The organism is Exiguobacterium sp. KJ 601 (assembly GCF_027161185.1).
GTDB lineage: Bacteria > Bacillota > Bacilli > Exiguobacteriales > Exiguobacteriaceae > Exiguobacterium > Exiguobacterium profundum.
Window position 1 is genome coordinate 100,597 of the sequence record NZ_JADHZG010000001.1, and the last position, 20,047, is coordinate 120,643.

At 48.7% G+C, this 20,047-nt stretch carries 18 protein-coding genes and 2 other annotated features (1 of these 20 cut by a window edge); of the genes, 13 read left to right on the top strand and 5 right to left on the bottom strand.

Features of this window, described 5'->3' with window-relative positions; all coding sequences use genetic code 11:
- The first annotated feature begins 64 nt into the window (after window positions 1-64).
- Both cydD and cydC read left to right on the top strand, forming a co-directional pair.
- The gene (gene cydD, locus IRJ25_RS00610; protein ID WP_269317535.1) at window positions 65-1,789 is read left to right on the top strand and encodes a thiol reductant ABC exporter subunit CydD; all 1,725 of its coding nucleotides are present in this window, start codon (window positions 65-67) and stop codon (window positions 1,787-1,789) included.
- Window positions 1,786-3,504, top strand: coding sequence for a thiol reductant ABC exporter subunit CydC (cydC, locus tag IRJ25_RS00615; protein WP_269317536.1), 1,719 nt, complete (start codon window positions 1,786-1,788; stop codon window positions 3,502-3,504). The genes cydD and cydC overlap by 4 nt, the downstream gene beginning before the upstream one ends.
- Before the next feature lie 254 nt (window positions 3,505-3,758).
- Here cydC and IRJ25_RS00620 read toward each other — a convergent pair whose 3' ends face one another.
- Complete coding sequence (locus IRJ25_RS00620) at window positions 3,759-4,283, bottom strand: hypothetical protein (protein WP_269317537.1); 525 nt, start codon at window positions 4,281-4,283, stop codon at window positions 3,759-3,761.
- A 128-nt stretch (window positions 4,284-4,411) separates the two neighbouring features.
- The gene (locus IRJ25_RS00625; RefSeq protein WP_269317538.1) at window positions 4,412-5,488 is read right to left on the bottom strand and encodes a diguanylate cyclase; all 1,077 of its coding nucleotides are present in this window, start codon (window positions 5,486-5,488) and stop codon (window positions 4,412-4,414) included.
- Window positions 5,489-5,712: 224 nt separating this feature from the next.
- On the opposite strand from IRJ25_RS00625, the gene IRJ25_RS00630 reads away from it, so the two are divergent.
- The 6 genes from IRJ25_RS00630 (at window position 5,713) to IRJ25_RS00655 (ending at window position 9,788) form a co-directional block, all read left to right on the top strand.
- Window positions 5,713-5,895: a hypothetical protein gene (locus IRJ25_RS00630; protein ID WP_031422036.1), complete on the top strand. Its 183-nt coding sequence runs from the start codon at window positions 5,713-5,715 to the stop codon at window positions 5,893-5,895.
- 82 nt (window positions 5,896-5,977) lie between these two features.
- Window positions 5,978-6,928, top strand: coding sequence for a peptide-methionine (S)-S-oxide reductase MsrA (gene msrA / locus IRJ25_RS00635; RefSeq protein WP_269317539.1), 951 nt, complete (start codon window positions 5,978-5,980; stop codon window positions 6,926-6,928).
- A gap of 13 nt (window positions 6,929-6,941) precedes the next feature.
- Entirely contained in the window at window positions 6,942-8,228 is a 1,287-nt protein-coding gene (locus tag IRJ25_RS00640) for a DUF2252 domain-containing protein (RefSeq protein ID WP_269317540.1), read from the top strand.
- A gap of 61 nt (window positions 8,229-8,289) precedes the next feature.
- Window positions 8,290-8,568 carry a DUF5327 family protein gene (locus tag IRJ25_RS00645; RefSeq protein ID WP_078147766.1) on the top strand — a complete coding sequence of 93 codons (279 nt, stop codon included), beginning with the start codon at window positions 8,290-8,292 and terminating at the stop codon, window positions 8,566-8,568.
- Between the two features lie 108 nt (window positions 8,569-8,676).
- On the top strand, window positions 8,677-9,042 hold the full coding sequence (locus tag IRJ25_RS00650; protein ID WP_215243593.1) for a rhodanese-like domain-containing protein: 366 nt from the start codon (window positions 8,677-8,679) through the stop codon (window positions 9,040-9,042).
- Window positions 9,043-9,155: 113 nt separating this feature from the next.
- Window positions 9,156-9,788, top strand: a complete 633-nt coding sequence (locus IRJ25_RS00655) for an HAD family hydrolase (protein ID WP_031422042.1) — start codon at window positions 9,156-9,158, stop codon at window positions 9,786-9,788.
- Between the two features lie 46 nt (window positions 9,789-9,834).
- Here IRJ25_RS00655 and IRJ25_RS00660 read toward each other — a convergent pair whose 3' ends face one another.
- Window positions 9,835-11,247 (bottom strand): NAD-dependent succinate-semialdehyde dehydrogenase, encoded by a 1,413-nt coding sequence (locus IRJ25_RS00660; RefSeq protein WP_269317541.1) that lies wholly within the window; start codon window positions 11,245-11,247, stop codon window positions 9,835-9,837.
- A gap of 92 nt (window positions 11,248-11,339) precedes the next feature.
- Here IRJ25_RS00660 and IRJ25_RS00665 point away from each other — a divergent pair, with 92 nt between their 5' ends.
- Together IRJ25_RS00665 and IRJ25_RS00670 are read left to right on the top strand one after the other, a co-directional pair.
- Window positions 11,340-11,852: a glycerol-3-phosphate acyltransferase gene (locus IRJ25_RS00665; protein WP_269317542.1), complete on the top strand. Its 513-nt coding sequence runs from the start codon at window positions 11,340-11,342 to the stop codon at window positions 11,850-11,852.
- Complete coding sequence (locus IRJ25_RS00670) at window positions 11,849-13,432, top strand: GNAT family N-acetyltransferase (protein WP_269317543.1); 1,584 nt, start codon at window positions 11,849-11,851, stop codon at window positions 13,430-13,432. The genes IRJ25_RS00665 and IRJ25_RS00670 overlap by 4 nt, the downstream gene beginning before the upstream one ends.
- Here IRJ25_RS00670 and IRJ25_RS00675 read toward each other — a convergent pair.
- Window positions 13,371-15,008 (bottom strand): ABC1 kinase family protein, encoded by a 1,638-nt coding sequence (locus tag IRJ25_RS00675; protein ID WP_269317544.1) that lies wholly within the window; start codon window positions 15,006-15,008, stop codon window positions 13,371-13,373. The genes IRJ25_RS00670 and IRJ25_RS00675 overlap by 62 nt on opposite strands.
- A 93-nt stretch (window positions 15,009-15,101) precedes the next feature.
- On the opposite strand from IRJ25_RS00675, the gene IRJ25_RS00680 reads away from it, so the two are divergent.
- The 3 genes from IRJ25_RS00680 (at window position 15,102) to IRJ25_RS00690 (ending at window position 18,003) form a co-directional block, all read left to right on the top strand.
- A complete protein-coding gene (locus IRJ25_RS00680; protein WP_012727503.1) occupies window positions 15,102-15,707 on the top strand; it encodes a trimeric intracellular cation channel family protein in 606 nt (201 codons plus the stop codon).
- Window positions 15,708-15,719: 12 nt separating this feature from the next.
- Window positions 15,720-16,085, top strand: coding sequence for a DUF423 domain-containing protein (locus tag IRJ25_RS00685; protein ID WP_074035530.1), 366 nt, complete (start codon window positions 15,720-15,722; stop codon window positions 16,083-16,085).
- 421 nt (window positions 16,086-16,506) lie between these two features.
- Window positions 16,507-18,003 (top strand): murein hydrolase activator EnvC family protein, encoded by a 1,497-nt coding sequence (locus IRJ25_RS00690; protein WP_214687624.1) that lies wholly within the window; start codon window positions 16,507-16,509, stop codon window positions 18,001-18,003.
- A gap of 83 nt (window positions 18,004-18,086) precedes the next feature.
- Here IRJ25_RS00690 and IRJ25_RS00695 read toward each other — a convergent pair whose 3' ends face one another.
- Complete coding sequence (locus IRJ25_RS00695) at window positions 18,087-19,400, bottom strand: amino acid permease (protein ID WP_251025538.1); 1,314 nt, start codon at window positions 19,398-19,400, stop codon at window positions 18,087-18,089.
- Window positions 19,401-19,642: 242 nt separating this feature from the next.
- Window positions 19,643-19,871, top strand: a binding site (T-box leader).
- Window positions 19,872-19,919: 48 nt separating this feature from the next.
- Window positions 19,920-20,047: a binding site (T-box leader), on the top strand (it continues 100 nt past the right edge of the window).

A 20,047-nucleotide genomic window follows, 5' to 3' on the forward strand; every position in this document is an offset into this window, starting at 1 on the left:
ACGTGTCATATTGTATAATTAGTGATGAATCTCACAAAGCAATCGGATTGTGAATAGAGAAAGGATGAATGCAGTGAAACGACTGCAAGCCCTTGCGTTCGCCGAGCGAGGTCACATCATCGGACTGGTATTGTCTGCGGTCATGATTGGACTATCGATTTTGGCGCAAGCGTATTTAATCGTCGACATTGTCGACCGAATCTTTTTAAAAGATGAATCATTTGAAACCGTCGTTCCGGCGTTACTTTGGCTCGTCGTCGCCCTATTGGCACGAGCACTTTTTGGATACGTCTCCGGACGAATCGGAGCGAGTTTATCGGAAAAGGCGAAGCAGACGTTGCGTCTGCAATTGCTAGATCGCTATGCCACGAGCCCGGTCGAGTCGTCTTTGACGGGACAATCTGGGAAGAAGGTCAGTGTGTTTCTAGATGCTGTTGACGAGGTCGATGCCTACTTCAGTCAATACTGGCCACAAGTAATCCAAACCTCGATTATCCCGCTTCTGATTTTGGTTGTCGTCTTCAGCCAACATTGGATTTCAGGTGTCATCATGATGGTGACGGCACCGTTTATCCCTTTGTTCTTTATTATCATTGGGATTGCGACACAGAAAAAATCTGAGGAACAGATGGAGAAGATGAATCAATTTTCCGGAAAGTTTTTGGATGTCTTACAGGGTTTGACGACACTTAAACTCTACAACCGGACCGAACAGGAAGCGAAAGCGATTGAGAAGAGCAGTCTCGACTTTCGGGATGCGACGATGGTCGTCTTAAAGACGGCATTCTTATCGGGCCTCATGTTGGAATTCATTTCGATGCTCAGTACCGGTGTCGTGGCATTAGAAGTCGCGCTACAGATGGTCGTTTGGGAGAACCTGACGTTCTTCTCAGGATTCTTGATTCTTGTGTTGGCGCCAGAGTATTACTTGGCCATCAAAGACCTGGGCAGCGCCTTTCATACGGGACGTGGCAGTATGGGCGCAGCAGACCGGATCTTTGACGTATTAGACGCCCCGGATGATCGCATTCAGTGGGGGACAAAGTCGCTTCGTTCACGGACACCGGACCTTGAGCTTGAAGAGATATCGTTTGAGTACGCTGGTGGGCGCTTTTCCCTTCAGCCATTGAGTGGTCGCATCTCGTCCGGCACCCACCTTGCGTTAGTCGGCGCGAGCGGTTCCGGGAAGACGACTGTCCTTAACGTGATCTCAGGACTTTTGCAAGTGAAATCAGGGCGCGTCCTCGTGGATGGCGAACCCTTGCATACGTATAAGGAATCTGCCTGGTATGGAAATATTGCATATATCTCTCAAAATCCGTATCTGTTCGCCGGGACACTCGCCGAAAACATTGCTTTAGGTGAAGTGGCTGACGAGCGTGCGTTACTCGAAGCAGCCGAGGCAGCTGGACTATCCGAGGTGATTGACCAGTTGCCGAACGGAATCTGGACAGAACTCGGAGAAGGTGGGTTTGGACTATCTGGTGGGGAACGGCAACGCCTTGCACTCGCACGGGCTTTCTTTAAGCGACCTGGTATTTTATTGTTTGATGAACCGACGACCGGCCTTGATTTGAAAACAGAGCGGATTGTCAGACGCTCGATTGAAGAGCTGTCAAAAGGTGCAACGTTAATCACGGTTGCGCATCGTCTGCATACAATCAAAGAGGCAGACACGATTTGGTTCATGGATGATGGGAAGCGAATCGCAGAAGGGACGCATGAAGTGTTACTCGCTGTCCCGGAGTATGCAGAACTGTTTGCACTTCAGAAAGGGGTGAGCCGATGAACTCGCTTTGGACCATCACAAAATGGATGATGCGCGAGAAGAAAGACATTCTTCTCTCCATCTTCTTTGGATATGCGGCAGGGATTGCAGCGGTCGCCCTCTTCGCGGCAAGTGGCTATCTCGTATCACGGGCAGGGCTCGTCCCGCCACTGTATGCACTCATGGTACCGGTTGTCTTAATTAAACTGTTCGGTGTCATCCGGGCAGGAAGCCGTTATCGGGAACGCCTCGCCTCACACCGGGCGACGTTTACGATTTTAAGTGAGTTGCGCGTCCGGTTCTATCGTCAGTTAGAGCCGCTCGTTCCGTCCATCTTTGCGAAATATCGGAGCGGCGATTTGCTCGCACGCGTCGTCGGGGACGTTGAGAGTCTTCAAAACTACTTCCTTCGCGTGTTTTATCCGCCGATCATTCTCGTACTCGTCTTTTTGAGTACCATCTTCTTTGTCACCTTCTTCTCGTTTGCGGTCAGCCTATGGATTTTGTTTGGTGTACTCGTTACAGGATTCTTGATTCCGCTCGGATTTGCACGAATTCGTGCCCGTCATGACGAGACGATTCGTGGATTGCGTGGAGATGTGTCGATTCAATTGACAGAGATGCTGTTCGGATACCGGGATTTAAAACTTCATCACCAACTTGACCGCACGAAACAAGCTGTCTATTCGCATAGTGAGCGTTACATGGAGGCAGAGCGGAAAGACACGACGAATCAGTTCTTCAATTCGGCGCTCGTCGTTGCCGCTTCCTTACTCGTCTCATGGGGCGTCTTGGCCATCGGTGCGTATCAGGTGGTAAATGGAGACTTGAACGGGTTGTTCTTGGCAATGCTGATCATGATGTCGCTCACAGCGTTTGAGAATACGACGCCGATGGCCGTGTTCCCCGGTCACTTTGCAGACAGCAAGCAAGCAGCGGGTCGTTTGTTTGAAGTGACGGAGCCGAGTGAAACGATTGAGGCGCGTGAGGCGAAACGTCAAGACGTGACGTTTACGGATGCACCGTCCATTTCATTTGACCATGTTCGCTATCGTTATCCGGATACGTATCGAGATGTCATCGATGAGGTGACGTTACACATTCCAAGTGGTTCGAAGACGGTCATCGTGGGACCGAGCGGGTCAGGGAAGTCGACGTTACTTCAACTGCTCTTGGCTTTCGTTCGGACGGAAGACGGCACGATTCGGTTGGATGAGTACAACGTGAACGATGTCAAACAGACAGCCATTTGGCAACATGCGAGCGTTGTTTTGCAAGACAATCATTTCTTTTATGGAACTGTACGGGACAACTTGGCGTTAGCCGGTGACTTCACAGATGAAGAGATGAGCGTAGCGCTTGAGCGGGTCCGTTTGGCGTTCACGCCAGACGAACCGGTCCTTGAGAAAGGGGCGAACTTGTCAGGTGGAGAACGCCAACGCCTGGCCATCGCACGAGCACTTCTTAAAAACGGACTTCTCTGGTTGCTCGATGAACCGACATCGGCACTCGATGCAGGAACGGAGGCTCATGTCTTTTCTGAATTGTTACAGCAAGCCGGAACAGGCACACTCATTCTCGTCAGTCACCGTTTGACGGGTCTCGAAACGTTTGATCAGATTATCGTTATGGAAGCCGGAAGAATTGTTGAGGTCGGTTCTTATGAGGAACTGATGACGAAACGTGGCATGTTCTATGAATTGAAACAAATCGAGCAAGAAGTGTTCGCATCATGAAAAAGACGAGCAGCCCCGTCGGTGGGCTGCTCGTCTTGTTTTTGGCAAATATGGGTGCAACAAATGGGGGTTGTCGCAATGCTTTCAAAAAGAGTGTCGTGGAGGGGAATCCACGTGACGTGATATGTTTGGGGAACGTGCACGTCAAGCTTTTGGGAAGCTACAACTAAAGTATAGTTGATAACGATTCTCATTGTCAATGAGAATAATGAAAAAAATCCATGCGTGCGAACACGTATGGATTGGGTCTTCAATTAGTTCGAGGCTACGCCTTTTTGAACCGTGAATCGAATCAAACTGAACAAGTATCTCGTGAAGAAGAGAGCGAACGCATAGAATAGCGCGATGAACGGTGACTGAAGATCAATCCCCGGAATGTTCATCAAGAACTCCAATACGAGAATAGAGAGTAAGAATACGTAGATAGCGGCATCTAAATAAAGTGGCATGAGACGACCGCGTTGATGCCAAAATGTGCGGACGAGTGGAGCCACGGTCATCCCGATGATCCGTTCCGCAAAGCCGATACTGAGAACGGCGATGATGAATGCTGGGATCGTGTTAAAGCTCACCAAATCCGAGAACACGAAACCTGAAATCAACAAGAGCGGACCGATGATAATCATCATCGAAAGTGAGGTCCGGAAGAAAATCCACATGTTGTTCTGAATCGAACGAATCCCCCCGATTGCCGATTGTTGAAGTGTCTTTCCACGTCTATAGTCAATCGCGAACGAGCCGATAAACATAATTCCAAATAAAGATAACAAAACTGACATGAACGATGTTTCCCCTTTTCTGAATAAATCACGATGTATCGATCTGAATCAAAGTCTAGCCTAGTTTAACGATTCATTTCGAGAAAGTAAAGCGAGAAAACGCGCTCAAGTGTGAAGAGTTTGACACATTAAGAGGCGAGGATGAAACGATTTCGACCGGACTCTTTTGCGTGATATAACGCTTCATCTGCATGTTTTAACACACTGTCGATTTCAATATCATTCGAATGGCAAGCTCCAAGCGAAACAGTGATGTGGAGCGTACCGGCACTCGTCTCGAACGGGAACGTTGAAACCTTTTCTCGAATAGATTCAGCAAGCCGTGATACTTCGTCACGTGTCGCATGTGGCATGACGATTAAAAATTCTTCGCCACCGAAGCGGCCGACCAAATGGCGATCGTCGCTCTCGTTGACGAGGAGCATGCCGAGCTCGCGCAAGACGTCATCTCCGACGTCGTGACCGTATGTGTCATTTACCCGTTTGAAATGATCGATATCGACCAAAATCAATGCGTATTCTTCTGCCTCGACCGTCAAGTTGGCCATCGCTTCGTTCAAGAGACGCCGATTGGCAATCCCGGTGAGCGCATCCGTACGCGCCAGTTGCTGTTGATGTTGGACGTTCTCGAAGTGACGGCGTAGTTCGAGCAGTAATCGATAGGCGGCGCACGCTCCCCCGTAAGACATTAACGTATAGACGATTAAGACGGGATAGAACAAATTTAGTGGAAGCGCGGCATAAATCGCTGCTCCAAAAATGGCGATGCTGATCGTAGTGAATATAAGTAAAGTAGGCCGAGTATTATCCATGCGTTTCCGTAAAAGACCTGTTAAGACAACTAACGTAACTATTGTGGCGATGGCTAGATAGAGACCGAGCATGGTGCCGTCTGTATAGAACAGAACTAGGGAACGACCGATTAATAATATGATACCTGCGACAGCACCACTCACCCATCCCCCGAATAGAACGGCAAGCAAAACGGGAATATTACGTAGGTCGATGAGTATCCCCTCGAGCGGTAAGGCATTTACCAAAAGGAGGATGGCAATCAATCCGGTCTGTACCCCAAGTAAAATCCTTCCTTTGAGAGGAGACTGTGGCGTCAGACGAGGGCGGTTGCGAAACGGTAAAAAGGAAATCGTGAAGAGCGTGAACAAGATACACAGGTTGATAAAGAACGCATTTATGATTGTGAGCATCGAAGCTCCCCCTTATCCCGTATGGAAATATTTAGTTACAGTATATAGCATCTAGTTGGAAACAAACAGGAATAACCTGCTTGCGGAAAGAAACTCTCTTGAATGATTATTCAAGCAAATCGTTTTGGAATCCTTTTGGATTTGTTCAGGTTCTCCTCATCTTTTAGAACTTTCGTTATGGAAAATCGAAAGTTTGGTATGATAAGAGAAAAGGAGGACTGTCCGTGCGTTACTGGGATCATTTTAAACGAGCGTTTATTCCGATTGCGCTCATTTTGATTGGATTAGCGATCTTTTATACTTTATCAGCTCGAGATAATATGGTGTTGACGCTATTAGGGGCTGCGATTGTTGGAGTCATCTTATTTTTAGTGATGCGTCATGTGAATCAGGTGGAAGAGGACTAAAGCGAGAACACATTTTGTGGTTCTCGTTTTTTGTTGTCTTGCCACATTTTTGGGTACACTACAAAGTAAGGAGGGATTTATCATGGTAAAAGCTACATTTGCGGGAGGCTGTTTCTGGTGCATGGTCAAACCGTTTCATAAATATGAGGGAGTGGAGCGTGTCATTTCTGGATATACAGGAGGACATGTCGACAACCCGACGTATCAACAAGTCTGTTCGGAGACGACAGGACATTTAGAGGCGGTTGAAATCACATTTGATCCAGAAGTCATTTCGTATGAGGAGTTGTTACGCATCTATTGGCGTCAAATCGATCCAACAGATGGCGGAGGGCAGTTCAATGACCGCGGTGAATCCTATCGTCCAGCCATCTTCTATCATTCAGAAGAGCAACGGGCTGCAGCAGAGCGTTCGAAACAGGAAGTGGAAGATTCGGGTCGGTTCGATCGCTCGATTGAAGTCGATATCCGTCCTGCGAAAACGTTCTGGGAAGCGGAAGACTATCATCAAGACTACTATAAAAAAAATCCGTTCCGTTATGAGATGTACCGTGTTGGTTCAGGGCGCGCGAAGTTCATCAAAGAGGCGTGGAGTGATCGCAAACAACAACAAGCACTTCGTGAACGCTTGACACCGATGCAGTATAAAGTGACTCAAGAAAACGGGACAGAGCCACCGTTCCAAAATGAATATTGGGATGAAGAGCGGGAGGGGTTGTACGTCGATATCGTCGACGGGACACCACTCTTCACATCTCACGATAAGTTTCAGTCGAATTGCGGATGGCCGAGCTTCTCACGCCCAATCGAGGAGAAGCGAGTCGATTTGAACATGGACACAACGCACCACATGGTACGGACAGAAGTCCGTTCAAAACAAGGGGACAGTCACCTTGGTCACGTGTTTGATGACGGTCCGAAAGAGCTTGGCGGCTTACGCTATTGCATTAACTCGGCCGCTCTCCGATTCGTTCCTGTAGAAGAGCTTGAAGAGGCCGGGTACGGGGAATATAAACACTTATTCAACAAGTGAAGGGGAGAGCCGTATGTTCACAGCCGTCAAACAACAAATTCGATGCGAGACGATCGGGACCGTCCTTGATTTTTACGACCAGTCGATTCGACAGCTTTCGGAAGAGGCGAGACAAGAAAAATATGCGAAGATGAGTTCGAGCCCGTTCTCGTTCTTTCGGGGTAGCTCACACTTGTTCTACTACGACTTTGCGAAAGTGCCAATCGCGTTTGACACAGGTCCCGATCATCCGACGTTCATTCAAGGAGACTTACACTTTGAAAATTTCGGTGTGTTCGAAGACGGGGCCGGTACCATCATCTATGACGTGAATGACTTTGATGAGGCGTATATCGGTTCATACCTGTTTGATTTGTTGCGGATGGCGGTCTCTGTCGATTTATTCGCCGCCGAGTCCGGGTTCGATGGCAAAGCAGCCATTCAAGCGTTTGCTGAGTCCTATGCCAAAGCCATTGAAAAACATGCGCTTGGACGAAATGAGCATATTCAATTCACGAAAGAGAACACGTGTAAAGCGGTCAAAAAAGTTATTAAAAAAGCGGAGAAGAAGAAAGATGAATTCATGTCCGAACGGACGGAGGTAAGAGACGAGGAACGTTATTTTTCAACGAGTGACGACTTGCTTCCCATCTCCTCGGAAGTACGGGAGAAAATTGAAGCGGCATGGGGCGATTATCTGTCTTCTTTGTCAAATCAACACCGACATCATGCCGATCACTATGAAATCAAAGATATCGCCATCAAACTTCAGAGCGGCACGGCTTCTATCGGATTAGAACGCTACTATATTTTGATTGAAGGTGCCGATGAAGAGCATGATGAAGATGTCATTTTAGAGATGAAACAAGCACAATCTGCCGTCCCGTCTCTCTTTCTTCCGACACATCCGCTGTTTGAAAACGGATTGTCGCATCAAGGCGCTCGTATCGTCGCTGCGCAACGGGCAATGGTCCACAGTCGTGACCCGTATCTCGGCTATTTGACGATTGACGACAAAGAATATTATGTGAGGCAACGTTCTCCGTATAAGCGAAAAGTGAAAGCGAAACATATGAAAGATGAGACGTCGCTCATTGAGACGTTGAAAGTGCAAGCGCAAATCACGGCGAAGATTCATGCACGGGCCGATGCGACCTCCAATGTGCTCGATTATACGGCAAGCGAACGAATCGCGGCGGCAATCGGTGACTCTCCGTCCCTGTTTATTCGACAGTTATCGAGATGGGCTGATTTTTATGCAAATCAAGTTCGTTTTGATTATGACGCCTTTTTAAACTGGGTCGAGTCAAGGAATCGTTAAGGAACTTGCGAATTGAGGATGAAATCCTGCACAATGGAAGCGTAAAGGATGTGTACGGACTATGATTACAGAACAACAAGTCATCGCCCAAATGCGTCAGGTGATGACACAGATTGAGTCGTCAACCGGCGAAGCGCAAAAGCGTCATTTGGCAAAGTTAATGGGTTTTTGTGAACTCTTGTTAGCGGAGACGTCTGAAGCAAAAAGCGTTGGGGCATCACAGTCCCCGACCGTGACAAGTGAAACGAAACCTCCGCTTGATCGTCAGATGGCCGCTTTTCTCGGGATTCCCATGGAAGAAGACGAACAACCTAAATCCGATTCATTGCTCGATTTTTGAACCACATGTGATGCACATGTGGTTTTTTTGTGGATTCATTTTCATTGACTTAAATACCATAGGGGGTATAATGGGTACAAGAAACGAAATGCAAATGGAGGCGTGAATATGTTGGACTTTCTTTTTGTGGCAGTCGTCATTGGACTTGTGTATTTCTGGTGGAGTCGTCGAAACAATATAAAAACAGTCTCGACGGATGATTTAAAACGAAGAATCGCAGAAGAACGGAACATTCAATTGTTGGACGTACGTGAGCCGCATGAATACCGCGGGGGACATATCAAGCAAGCGAAAAATGTACCTTTATCCGGATTCGGTAATGCTCAAGCGAAATATCCGAAAGAAAAAGAGCGTCCAGTCTATGTTATCTGTCAGAGCGGGATGCGTAGCCAACGCGCGGCAGCGATGCTGAAGAGTGCCGGATATACCGACGTTTATTCTGTAAAGGGTGGAATGAACTTCTGGCGTGGATAATAGATGCGACTGGACGAATCGGTTCAGTCGTTTTTTGTCACCACGTTTTCTCTTTTGCATTTTCGGGGATTCTGCTACGGTAGGGAGAGAGTGAAAGAGAGGAGATCAATCCAATGGCAGTAATTTTATTTGATATCGATGGCACGTTAGTAGATACGACCGGACCGATGACGAAGGCGATTCATGAGGCACTAGAGGAGCTTCCTCATCTTCCGAAACCGAGTGAAGAGGCGGTCCGTTCAGGATACGGCTTGGCAGGTAACGCGTTTTGGGAGCATGTCATCCCAGAAGCGACGCTTGAGGAGATTCGTCTCATTCGCAGACTCCGTCATACGACGCTTGAGCAAACGATGGAAGGGCAAAATGTCTTATTTGACGGAATTCGTGAGATGTTAGAGACGCTTCACGAGCAAGGTCATACGCTGACGACAGCGAGTAACTGCGGTGTTCATTATATGAATTTGATTTTAGATACGCAACAGATTCGTCCATATATGACGGCACCCGAATGTTTAGAATCTGTTGGGGGCGAGAAGAAGGCAGACATTCTGACAGCGCACCGTGTCCGGCACGGAGAGGCGGACTATATTATGGTCGGTGATCGTAAATCGGATGTCGAGGCGGCTCGCGCTCATGACTTCCCCGTTGTCTTGACAGGATTCGGGTTCGGTAATGAAGAAGAGTGGGCACTTGCAGATCACGTGATTCAATCTCCACACGATTTAGTCGAGTGGGTCAACCGATAAGAAAAGGCTTGTCGCATATGTCGACAAGCCTTTTGTATACCTATACTTACAACCCGAGTGAGATGTATTTTACTTCTAAAAATTCCTCGATGCCGTGATGTCCACCCTCACGGCCGAGTCCGCTCTCTTTCCAACCACCGAAAGGCGCTTGCGGTGTTGACGGAAGTCCGTCATTTACACCGACAATCCCATACTCCAACGATTCAGCTAAATAGACCGCTTCATTGATGTCTTGCGTGAACAGGTAAGCGGCTAAGCCGAACGGCGTGTTGTTCGCCCGTTTGATGACTTCATCGAGTGAATCGAACGTCGCAATCGGTGCGACAGGTCCGAACGTCTCTTCGTTCATGCAGAGCATGTCTTCATTCGCGTAACGAATGACGGCAGGACGGATGAACAAGCCGTCTAGTACCTCACCACCGTACACTTCACCGCCACGAATCTGTGCGTCCTCAATATGCTTTTCGACTTTACTGAGCGCATCGTCATCGATGAGCGGACCGATGTCGACACCTTCCTCTAGTCCGTTGCCGACTTTCAACGCTTCGACCTCTTTAATGAAACGCTCCGAGAATTCATCGACGACGGCGCTTTCGACATAGATTCGGTTCGCGCAGACGCACGTCTGTCCACCGTTTCGGAACTTTGTGGCGACCGCTTGCGGAACAGCCTTATCTAAATCCGCTTTGGCCGTGACGATGAGCGGGGCATGTCCACCGAGTTCGAGTGAAATCTTTTTCATCGTGTCCGCAGCGTCGCGCATGAGCATTTTTCCGACTTCCGTTGATCCTGTGAACGTCAATTTTCGGACCCGTTTATCTTGTTGCCACGCTTTGACGATATCTGAAGCTTGTCCAGTGACAAGGTTGATGACCCCTTTTGGGAATCCGGCCTTCTCCGCTAATTTGACCAATTCGATGGCGGTCAACGGGGTCGCCGATGCTGGTTTCATGACGACCGTACAGCCTGCAGCGAGCGCCGGAGCAACTTTCCGTGTGATCATGGCAGCTGGGAAGTTCCAAGGTGTGATGGCTGCGATGACGCCGACCGGTTGTTTGATGGCAAAGATTCGTTTCTGGTTTGATGAAGCAGGAATCGTCTCTCCGTACACACGTCGTCCTTCTGCTGCATACCAGTCGATGAATCCATTTGCATAGTTGATTTCACCGATTGCTTCCTTGAGCGGTTTCCCTTGTTCCTCGACCATCGTTCGGGCAAGCTCTTCTGTATGTTCTGCAATCAAACGATGCCACTCATTGAGTAGCTCCCCTCGTTCTTCTGCTGTTTTTTGTTGCCATTCTTGTAACGCCTCATGTGCAGCATCGACGGCTTGTGTCGCTTCTTGTGTATCACTTTTTGTCACGACGGCCATCACATTGCCTGTAGCCGGATTGCGTACCTCGATCGTTTGTCCCGTTTCTGTCCATTCCCCATTAATGAAATTTTTCTCTTCTCGCATCTTGATTTCCCCTTTCCAAAAAGTGCACAGTTAATTAGAGGATACCCGTTTTTCTGAAACGCACACAAATTTCCAAAAAATGAGGGGATACTATGTGGATCATCATCATAGGCTATTTAGTCGGAAGTCTGCTCGGGGGCAGACTGTATGGGGTGCTAAGTGGACATGATTTAGCGACAACTGGTTCGAAGAATACCGGTGCACGCAATGCGCATCGCATCGGTGGAGTAAAGGCGTTTCTAATCGTCTATGGATTCGACGTGCTCAAGACGATTCTTGTCCTACAGATGAGCGGACCGTATTTTTGGGAGACGGCGTTCGCACTCACGCTCGGGCATATTTATCCATTTTGGCGAATCCGTGCGGGAGGGAAGGGATATGCCGTTTTTTCTGGAATCATATGGGCATATGATCCGTGGTGGTTTATTGGGGGTCTTGCTATCTTGTTACTCTTAATCAAATTAACAGGGAACTCTCGCGAGACAGGATTAGTCATGCTTACGTTATTACCGCTCGCAGCTTTCGGAAGTCTCGAAGATGTCATCTGGGCCATACTCATCGCTATCATGATTACGTATCATCATGTGAAGGAGGAAAGAACATGATTGTGTATCGAAAAGGAGAAATGTCAGATTTTGAAGCGATACATCGGTTGAATTACGAAACATTCGTCGAAGAGATTCCGCAACATCCACCGAATCCGGAAAGGCGACTTGTCGACAAGTTTCACGAAGAGAATACATATTGGATCGGGGAAGCGGACGGTGAAGTGATTGCCATGTGTGCGTTACGTGGTAAACGACCATTTTCATTGGAACAAAAGGGTGTGCGCATTCCTGAAGGGAATTGGCTCGAGATTCGTCTGCTCGCTGTGACTAAACCTTATCGGCGCAATCGAACGTTCGCTGGATTGATGCGTGCGGTCATCGACGATGCGACAGAGCGTGAGGTTGATGGCATCGTCATCAGTGGAACGACACGTGAACAAGTGCTCTATCGTCGATTTGGGTTTGTCCCATTCGCGGATCCGATCGGTCCTGAGGAAGCGCGATATGTGCCGATGGTGTTAACGCGTTCGGCTTTTTATGAATCCAAATCAGCGTCGACCCTACGTCCGAAAAGTTTACTAGCAGGACCCGTTGAATGTTCGGAACGCGTGAGGGAACGACTCTCGATGCAGCCGCGCCCACATCGTTCAAACGAAACGGGACGAGTGCTTGAAGCGGTACAACGAAAACTGGCGGAACGAATCGGACTCCCTCATGTCTATACGCTCCTTGGAAGCGGGACCGTCGCTAACGATGCGGTCGCGGCTCGATTGGACGGACACGGCCTCATTTTCAATGCGGGTGAATTTGGAGAACGCTTGATTGACCATGCCCGGCGTGTCGGTCTGTCTTTTGACGTGGTCGCAGTGGACCAAGAGGGACAATGGGATATTTCGCAACTTGAGCGCATTGCACCAGACTGGGTATGGACGGTTCATTGCGAGACATCGTTAGGGATATTAATCAACCTTGCCCCGCTCCATACATGGCAAGGCATTATCGCCATTGATGCGATCAGTGCCGTCGGAACGTTCGTCTATGACTATTCGTTTGCGGACTACGTGACCTTCTCTTCAGGAAAGGCGTTACGGAACGTCCCGGGTCTCGCGTTCGTGGCAATGAAGCATCCAGCGATTGCGACACCACATACAGCGCGCTATTTGGATCTATCCCTCTATCAACCGATTGCCTTCACACAATCGGAACCGCTTCTCTCAGCGATGGCGATTGCGCTGGATGAGTTGACAGAAGAAGAAGTCGTTTCGCATTCTGTGAAGATGAATACGTTGCTTAATGCCTTACAAGAGAACGGTTTGACGGTCGATGTGTGTCCTGCTCAGTCACCTGGCATCATCACGATTCGAGTACCGTGCGAGCTGTCCTCGGTCGAGCTCGGGCGCCAACTGTCGTATCAAGGCTATCTCGTTCAGTATGAGAGTGACTATTTGAAACGGGCGAACGTCATTCAAGTATCGACCATGGGTTGGACGACACCTCGCATGATGCGTGACGTCGGTGCTTATATCGCACAATGGATTCGACAAAAAACCGCCACTTCTGAAAGTGACGGTTCGCTTATACTCGAAAGTCTTGGCGTGCCAAATGACGAATCTTTCGTCCGAGGCGTCTCCAATTGAAATAAGCTAAAACGGAGACGACGCCACCTGACCAAAAGAGCCATTCATCCGGTCGGATATAACCGAGTAGCCCGACGAGCAGGCCGAGCAAGATGACGATGGCATTGAACGTCTGGCGGTGCAAGAGTTCCTTGGATTCTAGGGTTCGTTGGAACATGGCTTGCTCCGACAGACGTTTTCGTGTCGGTTCTTTTAAGTAATTATCCAGAAGTGGAGGAACGTTTAACAGTTTCTTCGCATAGTTGATTCCGGTCTTCACGTAACGATTTTGAAGCGTTGTCCCGTCTTCCTCGAGCCATTCGATGACAATCGGTTTACCGAGTGTGAACAGATCGATTTTCGGATCGAGGATTTGCAGGATCCCGAGCAAGGTCGAGGCCGCCCGACCGAAGAAGGCAAATTCTGCCGGGAGCTGAATCGGTTCGTTTTTGACGAGCAATTGAATGTCCTGTAACACCTTCTCAATCAACTTCGTATCGACGGTGTCGATGTCTGTTTCTAAGTAGAAGGTGACCGCCTTCTCTAGCGCTTGGCGAATATTTTGTTTGTTCGCCGTTGGTAAGAGGAAGCGCAAGTCTTCTAATCCATCGACGATGCTGTCATAGTCGAGCGAGATGAACGCCTGTAAGATATTCCGAATCGTGGCCATGTCTTGTGCCGTCGTCTGCCCGACCATACCGAAGTCGAGGAGGATGATGGTTCCGTCTGCCCGAATCTGGACGTTTCCGGGATGTGGATCGGCATGGAACTGCCCACCGAATAACAGCTGTTCGGCAGCGAGTGTGAAGAGTCGTTCAGCAAGGGAGGAACGGTCGATTCCATTTTCCTTTAAAAAGGCGAGGTCGGTGATCCGGCGTGCATCGACCCAGTCCATCGTCAAGACGCGGTTCGTACAGAGATGCTCGTGATAGTCCGGGATATAAACGTCTCGGTTATCCGCGTATTTGGCTTTAAAATACAGGGCATTTTTTAATTCGGTTTGAAAATTTAGTTCATCCCCGATGACAAAAATCATCTGGCGATATAAGCTATCTAAGTCGGTTGATTTAGCGAGGGATGTCCGCTTTAACATCGACGTGACAATTCGCATGGCACGGAAGTCGGTCCGGATGATTTTTTCGATATTCGGACGCTGGATTTTGATGGCGACCCGTTTGCCGTTTTCGAGCAGCGTGGCACCATATACTTCCCCGATGGAAGCCGAGGCGACGGCATCGATGCCGACGTCTTTGACGACTTGTGAGTAAGGCACGCCCCATTCCGCTTCTAGAATCGCGCGCGATTTCTCCCAACCAGACGTCGGGACACGGTCGACGAGCTCTGATAGCTCGTTCAAGACGGCGGGTGGCAATAAGTCCGCACGAATCGACAAGAATTGTCCGAGTTTGATTAACAAGCCCTCGAGCCGAAGCGCGTTTCGTTTGTATTCACGCGCGAGCTTGAGCATGAGTGCTTCATATTCTTCTGTCGTGGCGACGCCTTGTTGTTGTTTGCGTGAAAAGGCGTACAGCCGAATGATGAATCGGGCGAACATGGTGACGATAATCCATATGCGGAACAAAGCGATACGTTTCATTGTAATACCGACATCCTTTACGACAGTCGCACGACTGACCTGAATTTTTGTAACTATACTTTACCATACAATGCGTTGAAGAAAGGGCAAGGGATGTTCATGGAGTGGGAATTGCTCAACGTCGTCGGAACGATTGCGTTCGCGGCGAGCGGAGCCATCATTGCGATGGATGAAAAATACGATATTTTTGGGGTGTGGCTATTGGCGTTTATCACTGCCTTCGGAGGTGGCGCGATTCGAAACGTCCTGTTAGGAAACCCCGTCAGCTTAATTTGGCAACAGAATGATTTATTTATTTTATGTTTTCTTGTCGCACTCCTCATCTTCCTGCTCCCGAGTGTCGTATTGCCACATTGGGAACGCTGGGGTGTCATTGTCGACGCCATAGGTCTCGTTGCGTTTGCCTTTCAAGGGGCGCAGGTCGCCATCAAGCTTGATTTACCTTTATCTGCTGCGATTGCGGCGGCTGTCTTGACTGGCGTTGGCGGAGGTGTGGTCCGGGACTTATTGGCAGGACGTAAGCCTCTCGTCTTACAATCTGAGGTGTATGCGATTTGGGCGATTCTCATTGCGGTCATTACGTATTACTTCAAACTCGAAGGCGGTCTTGCTGTGTACGCGCTTTTAATTGTCGTCGCGACACTTCGAGTGATATCCTACTATCGGAAGTGGAATTTACCAGCACGAAAAGTCAGATAAGGGGGAACGGAAATGAAGATCTTATTAATGATCGGTGCCGGATTGATGGCACTCGGTGTGGCACTTGGTGCATTCGGCGCCCATGCGCTAAAAGAGAGATTGGCGCCAAACATGTTGGCAAACTGGCAGACAGGTGTGCTCTACCATATGGTGCACGCGCTTGGAATCATTGGGATTGCAGCGCTCCTCATGCGCGTGAGCATCAGCCAGTTCAACGTGGCCGGTTGGCTCATGTTTGCGGGAATCGTCTTCTTCTCAGGAAGCTTGTACGTCATGGCATTGACGGGAATTACAAAACTCGGAGCCGTGACACCGATTGGCGGCGTGTTATTCATCGCTGCCTGGATCTTTGTCATCGTCGGTGCGATGAAACTATAACTTGAGAATCCATTTATTCGATATCCATGCTTTTGCTCATGTTCACTTGCAGCGACGGCATGGATTTTTTTGATGAGTCATCCTATTAATTGGAAAAGGGATATGCAGTTCCATGCGCTTATTATTTTAAAATAGGGTAAATCGTTCTCTATTTACATAAAACATTACAGAAAGATGTCAAATCGAACAGTCTGAAAAGGTATTGGTAAATAATAAGTTCTATGCATTCATTGTCCGAACCTTTGTTCTTGCGTAATAAAATTGAAATATAACTTTAACAGGAAAATATCTATCAGTTAGATATAATTAGTCGTGTTGAAACTCAACCAAATGATCGTTTTTGTTACATACTGAAACGGCTTTAAATATGTAGTGTAGTAGGTACTCACGTTTGTCATTTAAGAAAGGATGTACCCCATTCATGAATTGGAAACGCACAGTCTCGACGTTGACGCTCGGTGTGATGCTCATCAGCACACATACAGTTGCGGATGCATCGACTTCGATTAAAGAGAAGCAAGAACAACAACAAAAAGTAAAAGAAAAGCGCGACAGTGTGAAAAAAGACCAGTCAGAAACATCTTCAAAAATTGAAGGAAACAAGGAAGAGATTTCAAAAGTTCAGGCTGAGGTCAACAAAATGGACGCACAATTGCAAGACATCATCAATGATGTCGCCATGAAACGCCAAGAAATCAAGCGCACCGAGATGAAGATCGAGGATCTTGAAGCCGATATTAAAGATTACCAAGAAAAAATGAAGGCGCAAGAAGCGATGATGAAAGAGCGTATGGCCACGATGCAAAAGAACGGTGGCGGTTCAATCAACTGGGCTGAGTTCATCTTCGGTTCAAAAAATCTCTCTGATCTCGTGACACGTATGATCACAGCTGGAACGATTCAGCGTAGTGACCAAGAGTTGTTTGATGACTATGAAGCGACACAGCGTTCGTTGAAAGAAGCGCAGGCTGACTTGAAAGCAGAGCGTGCTTCACTTCTTGAACAACAAAAGGCACTTGAAGTGCGTCAAGCCGAGCTTGAGAAGAAAATGAAGCAGCGTGAAAAGCGCATCAAAGAGCTTGAAGAGAAGAACATCAAGTTCGAATCACAGATCTTTGACCTTCAAGAAATTGAAGCGACATTAGTCGCACAAGAACAGGCGATCGCGGCTGAAATCGAAGCGCAACGTCGCGAAGAAGAGGAAGCCCGTCGTCGTGCGGAAGAGGCAGCTCGTCAAGAGGCGGCACGTAAAGCGGAAGAAGCCCGCCAAGCAGAAGCTGCACGTCAAGCTGAGGCTGCTCGTCAGGCAGAGGCGGAACGAGAAGCGGAAGCGGCTCGTCAAGCTGCTCAACAAAAACAAGACAATAAATCGAATACCCCGTCTTCATCGTCTTCAAACAACACGACACCATCAACGCCAGCTCCAAAACCGGCACCGGCGCCAACGCCAGCTCCGAAACCAGAGCCAAAGCCGGCACCGACGACATCGACGCCAGCACCGTCTAGCACGATGTTCATTCAACCAGCTTCAGGACGCTACTCGCAAGGATGGGGTCCGGCAAGTGGTGCGTATGGTTACACGTTCCATAACGGTGTAGACATCGCCGGTCCAACAGGGACACCGATTCGTGCATCTGCGACAGGTACGGTCATTCGTGCAGGTTGGGGTGGTGCATACGGCAACCACGTCATGATCGCGCACGTCATCAACGGTCAAGTTTGGACGACGGTTTATGCACACATGAACTCGGTATCTGTCAGCTCTGGACAGCGTGTGACGCAAGGGTCGAACATCGGGACGCTTGGAAACACAGGGAACTCGTCAGGTCCGCACTTGCACTTTGAGATTCATAAAGGCGGCTACTCATACTCGGCAACGAGTGCGGGTAGCACGGTCAATCCGCGTCAGTTCTTCTGATGCATCAACCAAAAAGCTCCTTTCGATTGCGAAAGGAGCTTTTGTGCGTAAAAAATCCCTCCGCGATTGCGAAGGGATACTCGTTAGTTGGCTTGTTCGATATCGCTTGGACGATCTTGTTTTTTACGCATTTGTTCACGCACGTAATAGATGATTGTCAATCCTATTAACCAAGGTACGCCGAACTTCAGCAAGATGTTGAAATCTGTGAACCATGTCGTGATCATCAGGCTGAGCAGTAAGACCGCCCCGAGCAATGGGAGGAATGGATACCCCATCATGCGGACAGGGAGTTTTCGTCCGGTCCATTTCTTACGGAAGAACAAGTGGGAGACGAAGACCATGAACCAAGTGAAAATAGCTCCGAACATCGAAATTCCCATCAAGAATGGATACGATGACTCCATGAATACTTGTAGCAAAGCGGCGAGGACGATCCCGCCTGTTGAAACGAGTAGCGCGAACATTGGAATCCCATTTTTGCTGATTTTTTTGAACGCTTTCGGTGCATCGCCGGCTTCCGCGAGCGAGTACATCATACGTGTCGACGCGTAAAGCTGCGCGTTCATCGCAGACAAGGCGGCGATCAAAATCACAAAGTTGAGGATGCCTGCCGCGAACGGGACATCGAACTGTTCCATGACGAGCACGAACGGACTTTGGTCAATCCCTGCTTGCTGCCATGGGATCAGCATGAGCATGATCGCAAGCGTGATGACATAGAAGAACGTCAAGCGGAACACGGTCGCACGTAAAGCGCGTGGTACGGCTTGGTCCGGGTCTTTCGCTTCTCCCGCTGTCACAGCGACGAGCTCAGTTCCAAGGAAACTGAAGAGGGAGATGAAAATCGTCACCCACATTCCGTAAAAGCCGAACGCGAAGAAGCCTTCATTTCCTGTCGTGATTGACTCAATCGGTGATCCTGGTTCGCCGAACAATGTGGCGGCACCGAGGACGATGAATAAGATAATGGCAGTTACTTTGATGAAGGATAACCAGTATTCAGTCGTTCCGAACGTGTGAACGTGACGGGCGTTGACGTAAATGAGTAATCCACCGAAGAGGGCGACCCAGACGAACCCATTCACATCAGGGAACCAGTAGCGCATGTAAATGGCGATGGCACTGACTTCAACTCCTACAGCCAGTACGTTTGCGACCCAGTAAGAGTAACGGACGAGAAAACCAGCGAGTGGATGAACGTATCGCTCGGCAATCGTTCCGAATGATCCAGATGTTGGATGGGCAACCGTCATTTCGGCGAGAGCACCCATGAGTAAGAGGACGATGAACGCCCCGATGGCATAGCTGACGAGCACGCTCGGACCAGCGGTTTGAATCGCGAGACCGCTTCCTAGGAACAGCCCGGTTCCGATGGCGCTCCCGAGGGAAATCATCGTAAGTTGCCGGGTGGACAGCTCGCGTTTTAGTTTATTTGTTTCCAAAATCGATTCTCCTTTAGCTGAGTGAAATGTTGTTGTGGACGACTATAGCAGACGAAAAAAAACAATGTCAATTCGAAAAAACGATGAAGGTATCTCATTTTTGGATGCACATATAGAGGCAAAGTTTTTATAATTTTTTTATTTGACATGGATTCATCTGCCCTGTATAGTACGAATTAACTTAACTGAAACGAATAAAAGCGTCGACGAAGAGAAGTAACGACGAATCTTGTATGACAGAGAGCTGATGGTTGGTGTGAATCAGTATATGGGATGTCGCGAATGGACTTCTGAGCTCTAAACCGAACTTTGAGTAGGCTTTAGCGGGTTACCCACCGTTATCACGGGGAAGCGGATGATTGTCCGTGAAGTGGGTTCTTTGGAACCAACGAAGGTGGCACCACGGGGTTACTCGTCCTTCTTATAGCGCAGGCTATGAGGAGACGGGTGACCCCTTTTTCGTTTCAACAATATAAATCGAGGATTGAGAAGAGTAGCGCGAGAAGACGTTTCGTCCAGAGAGTCAGGGATGGTGAGATCCTGACCGAGGCGTCCGCGTGAATGGGCTCATGAGAGCATGGCTGAAGAGAGTAGGCCGT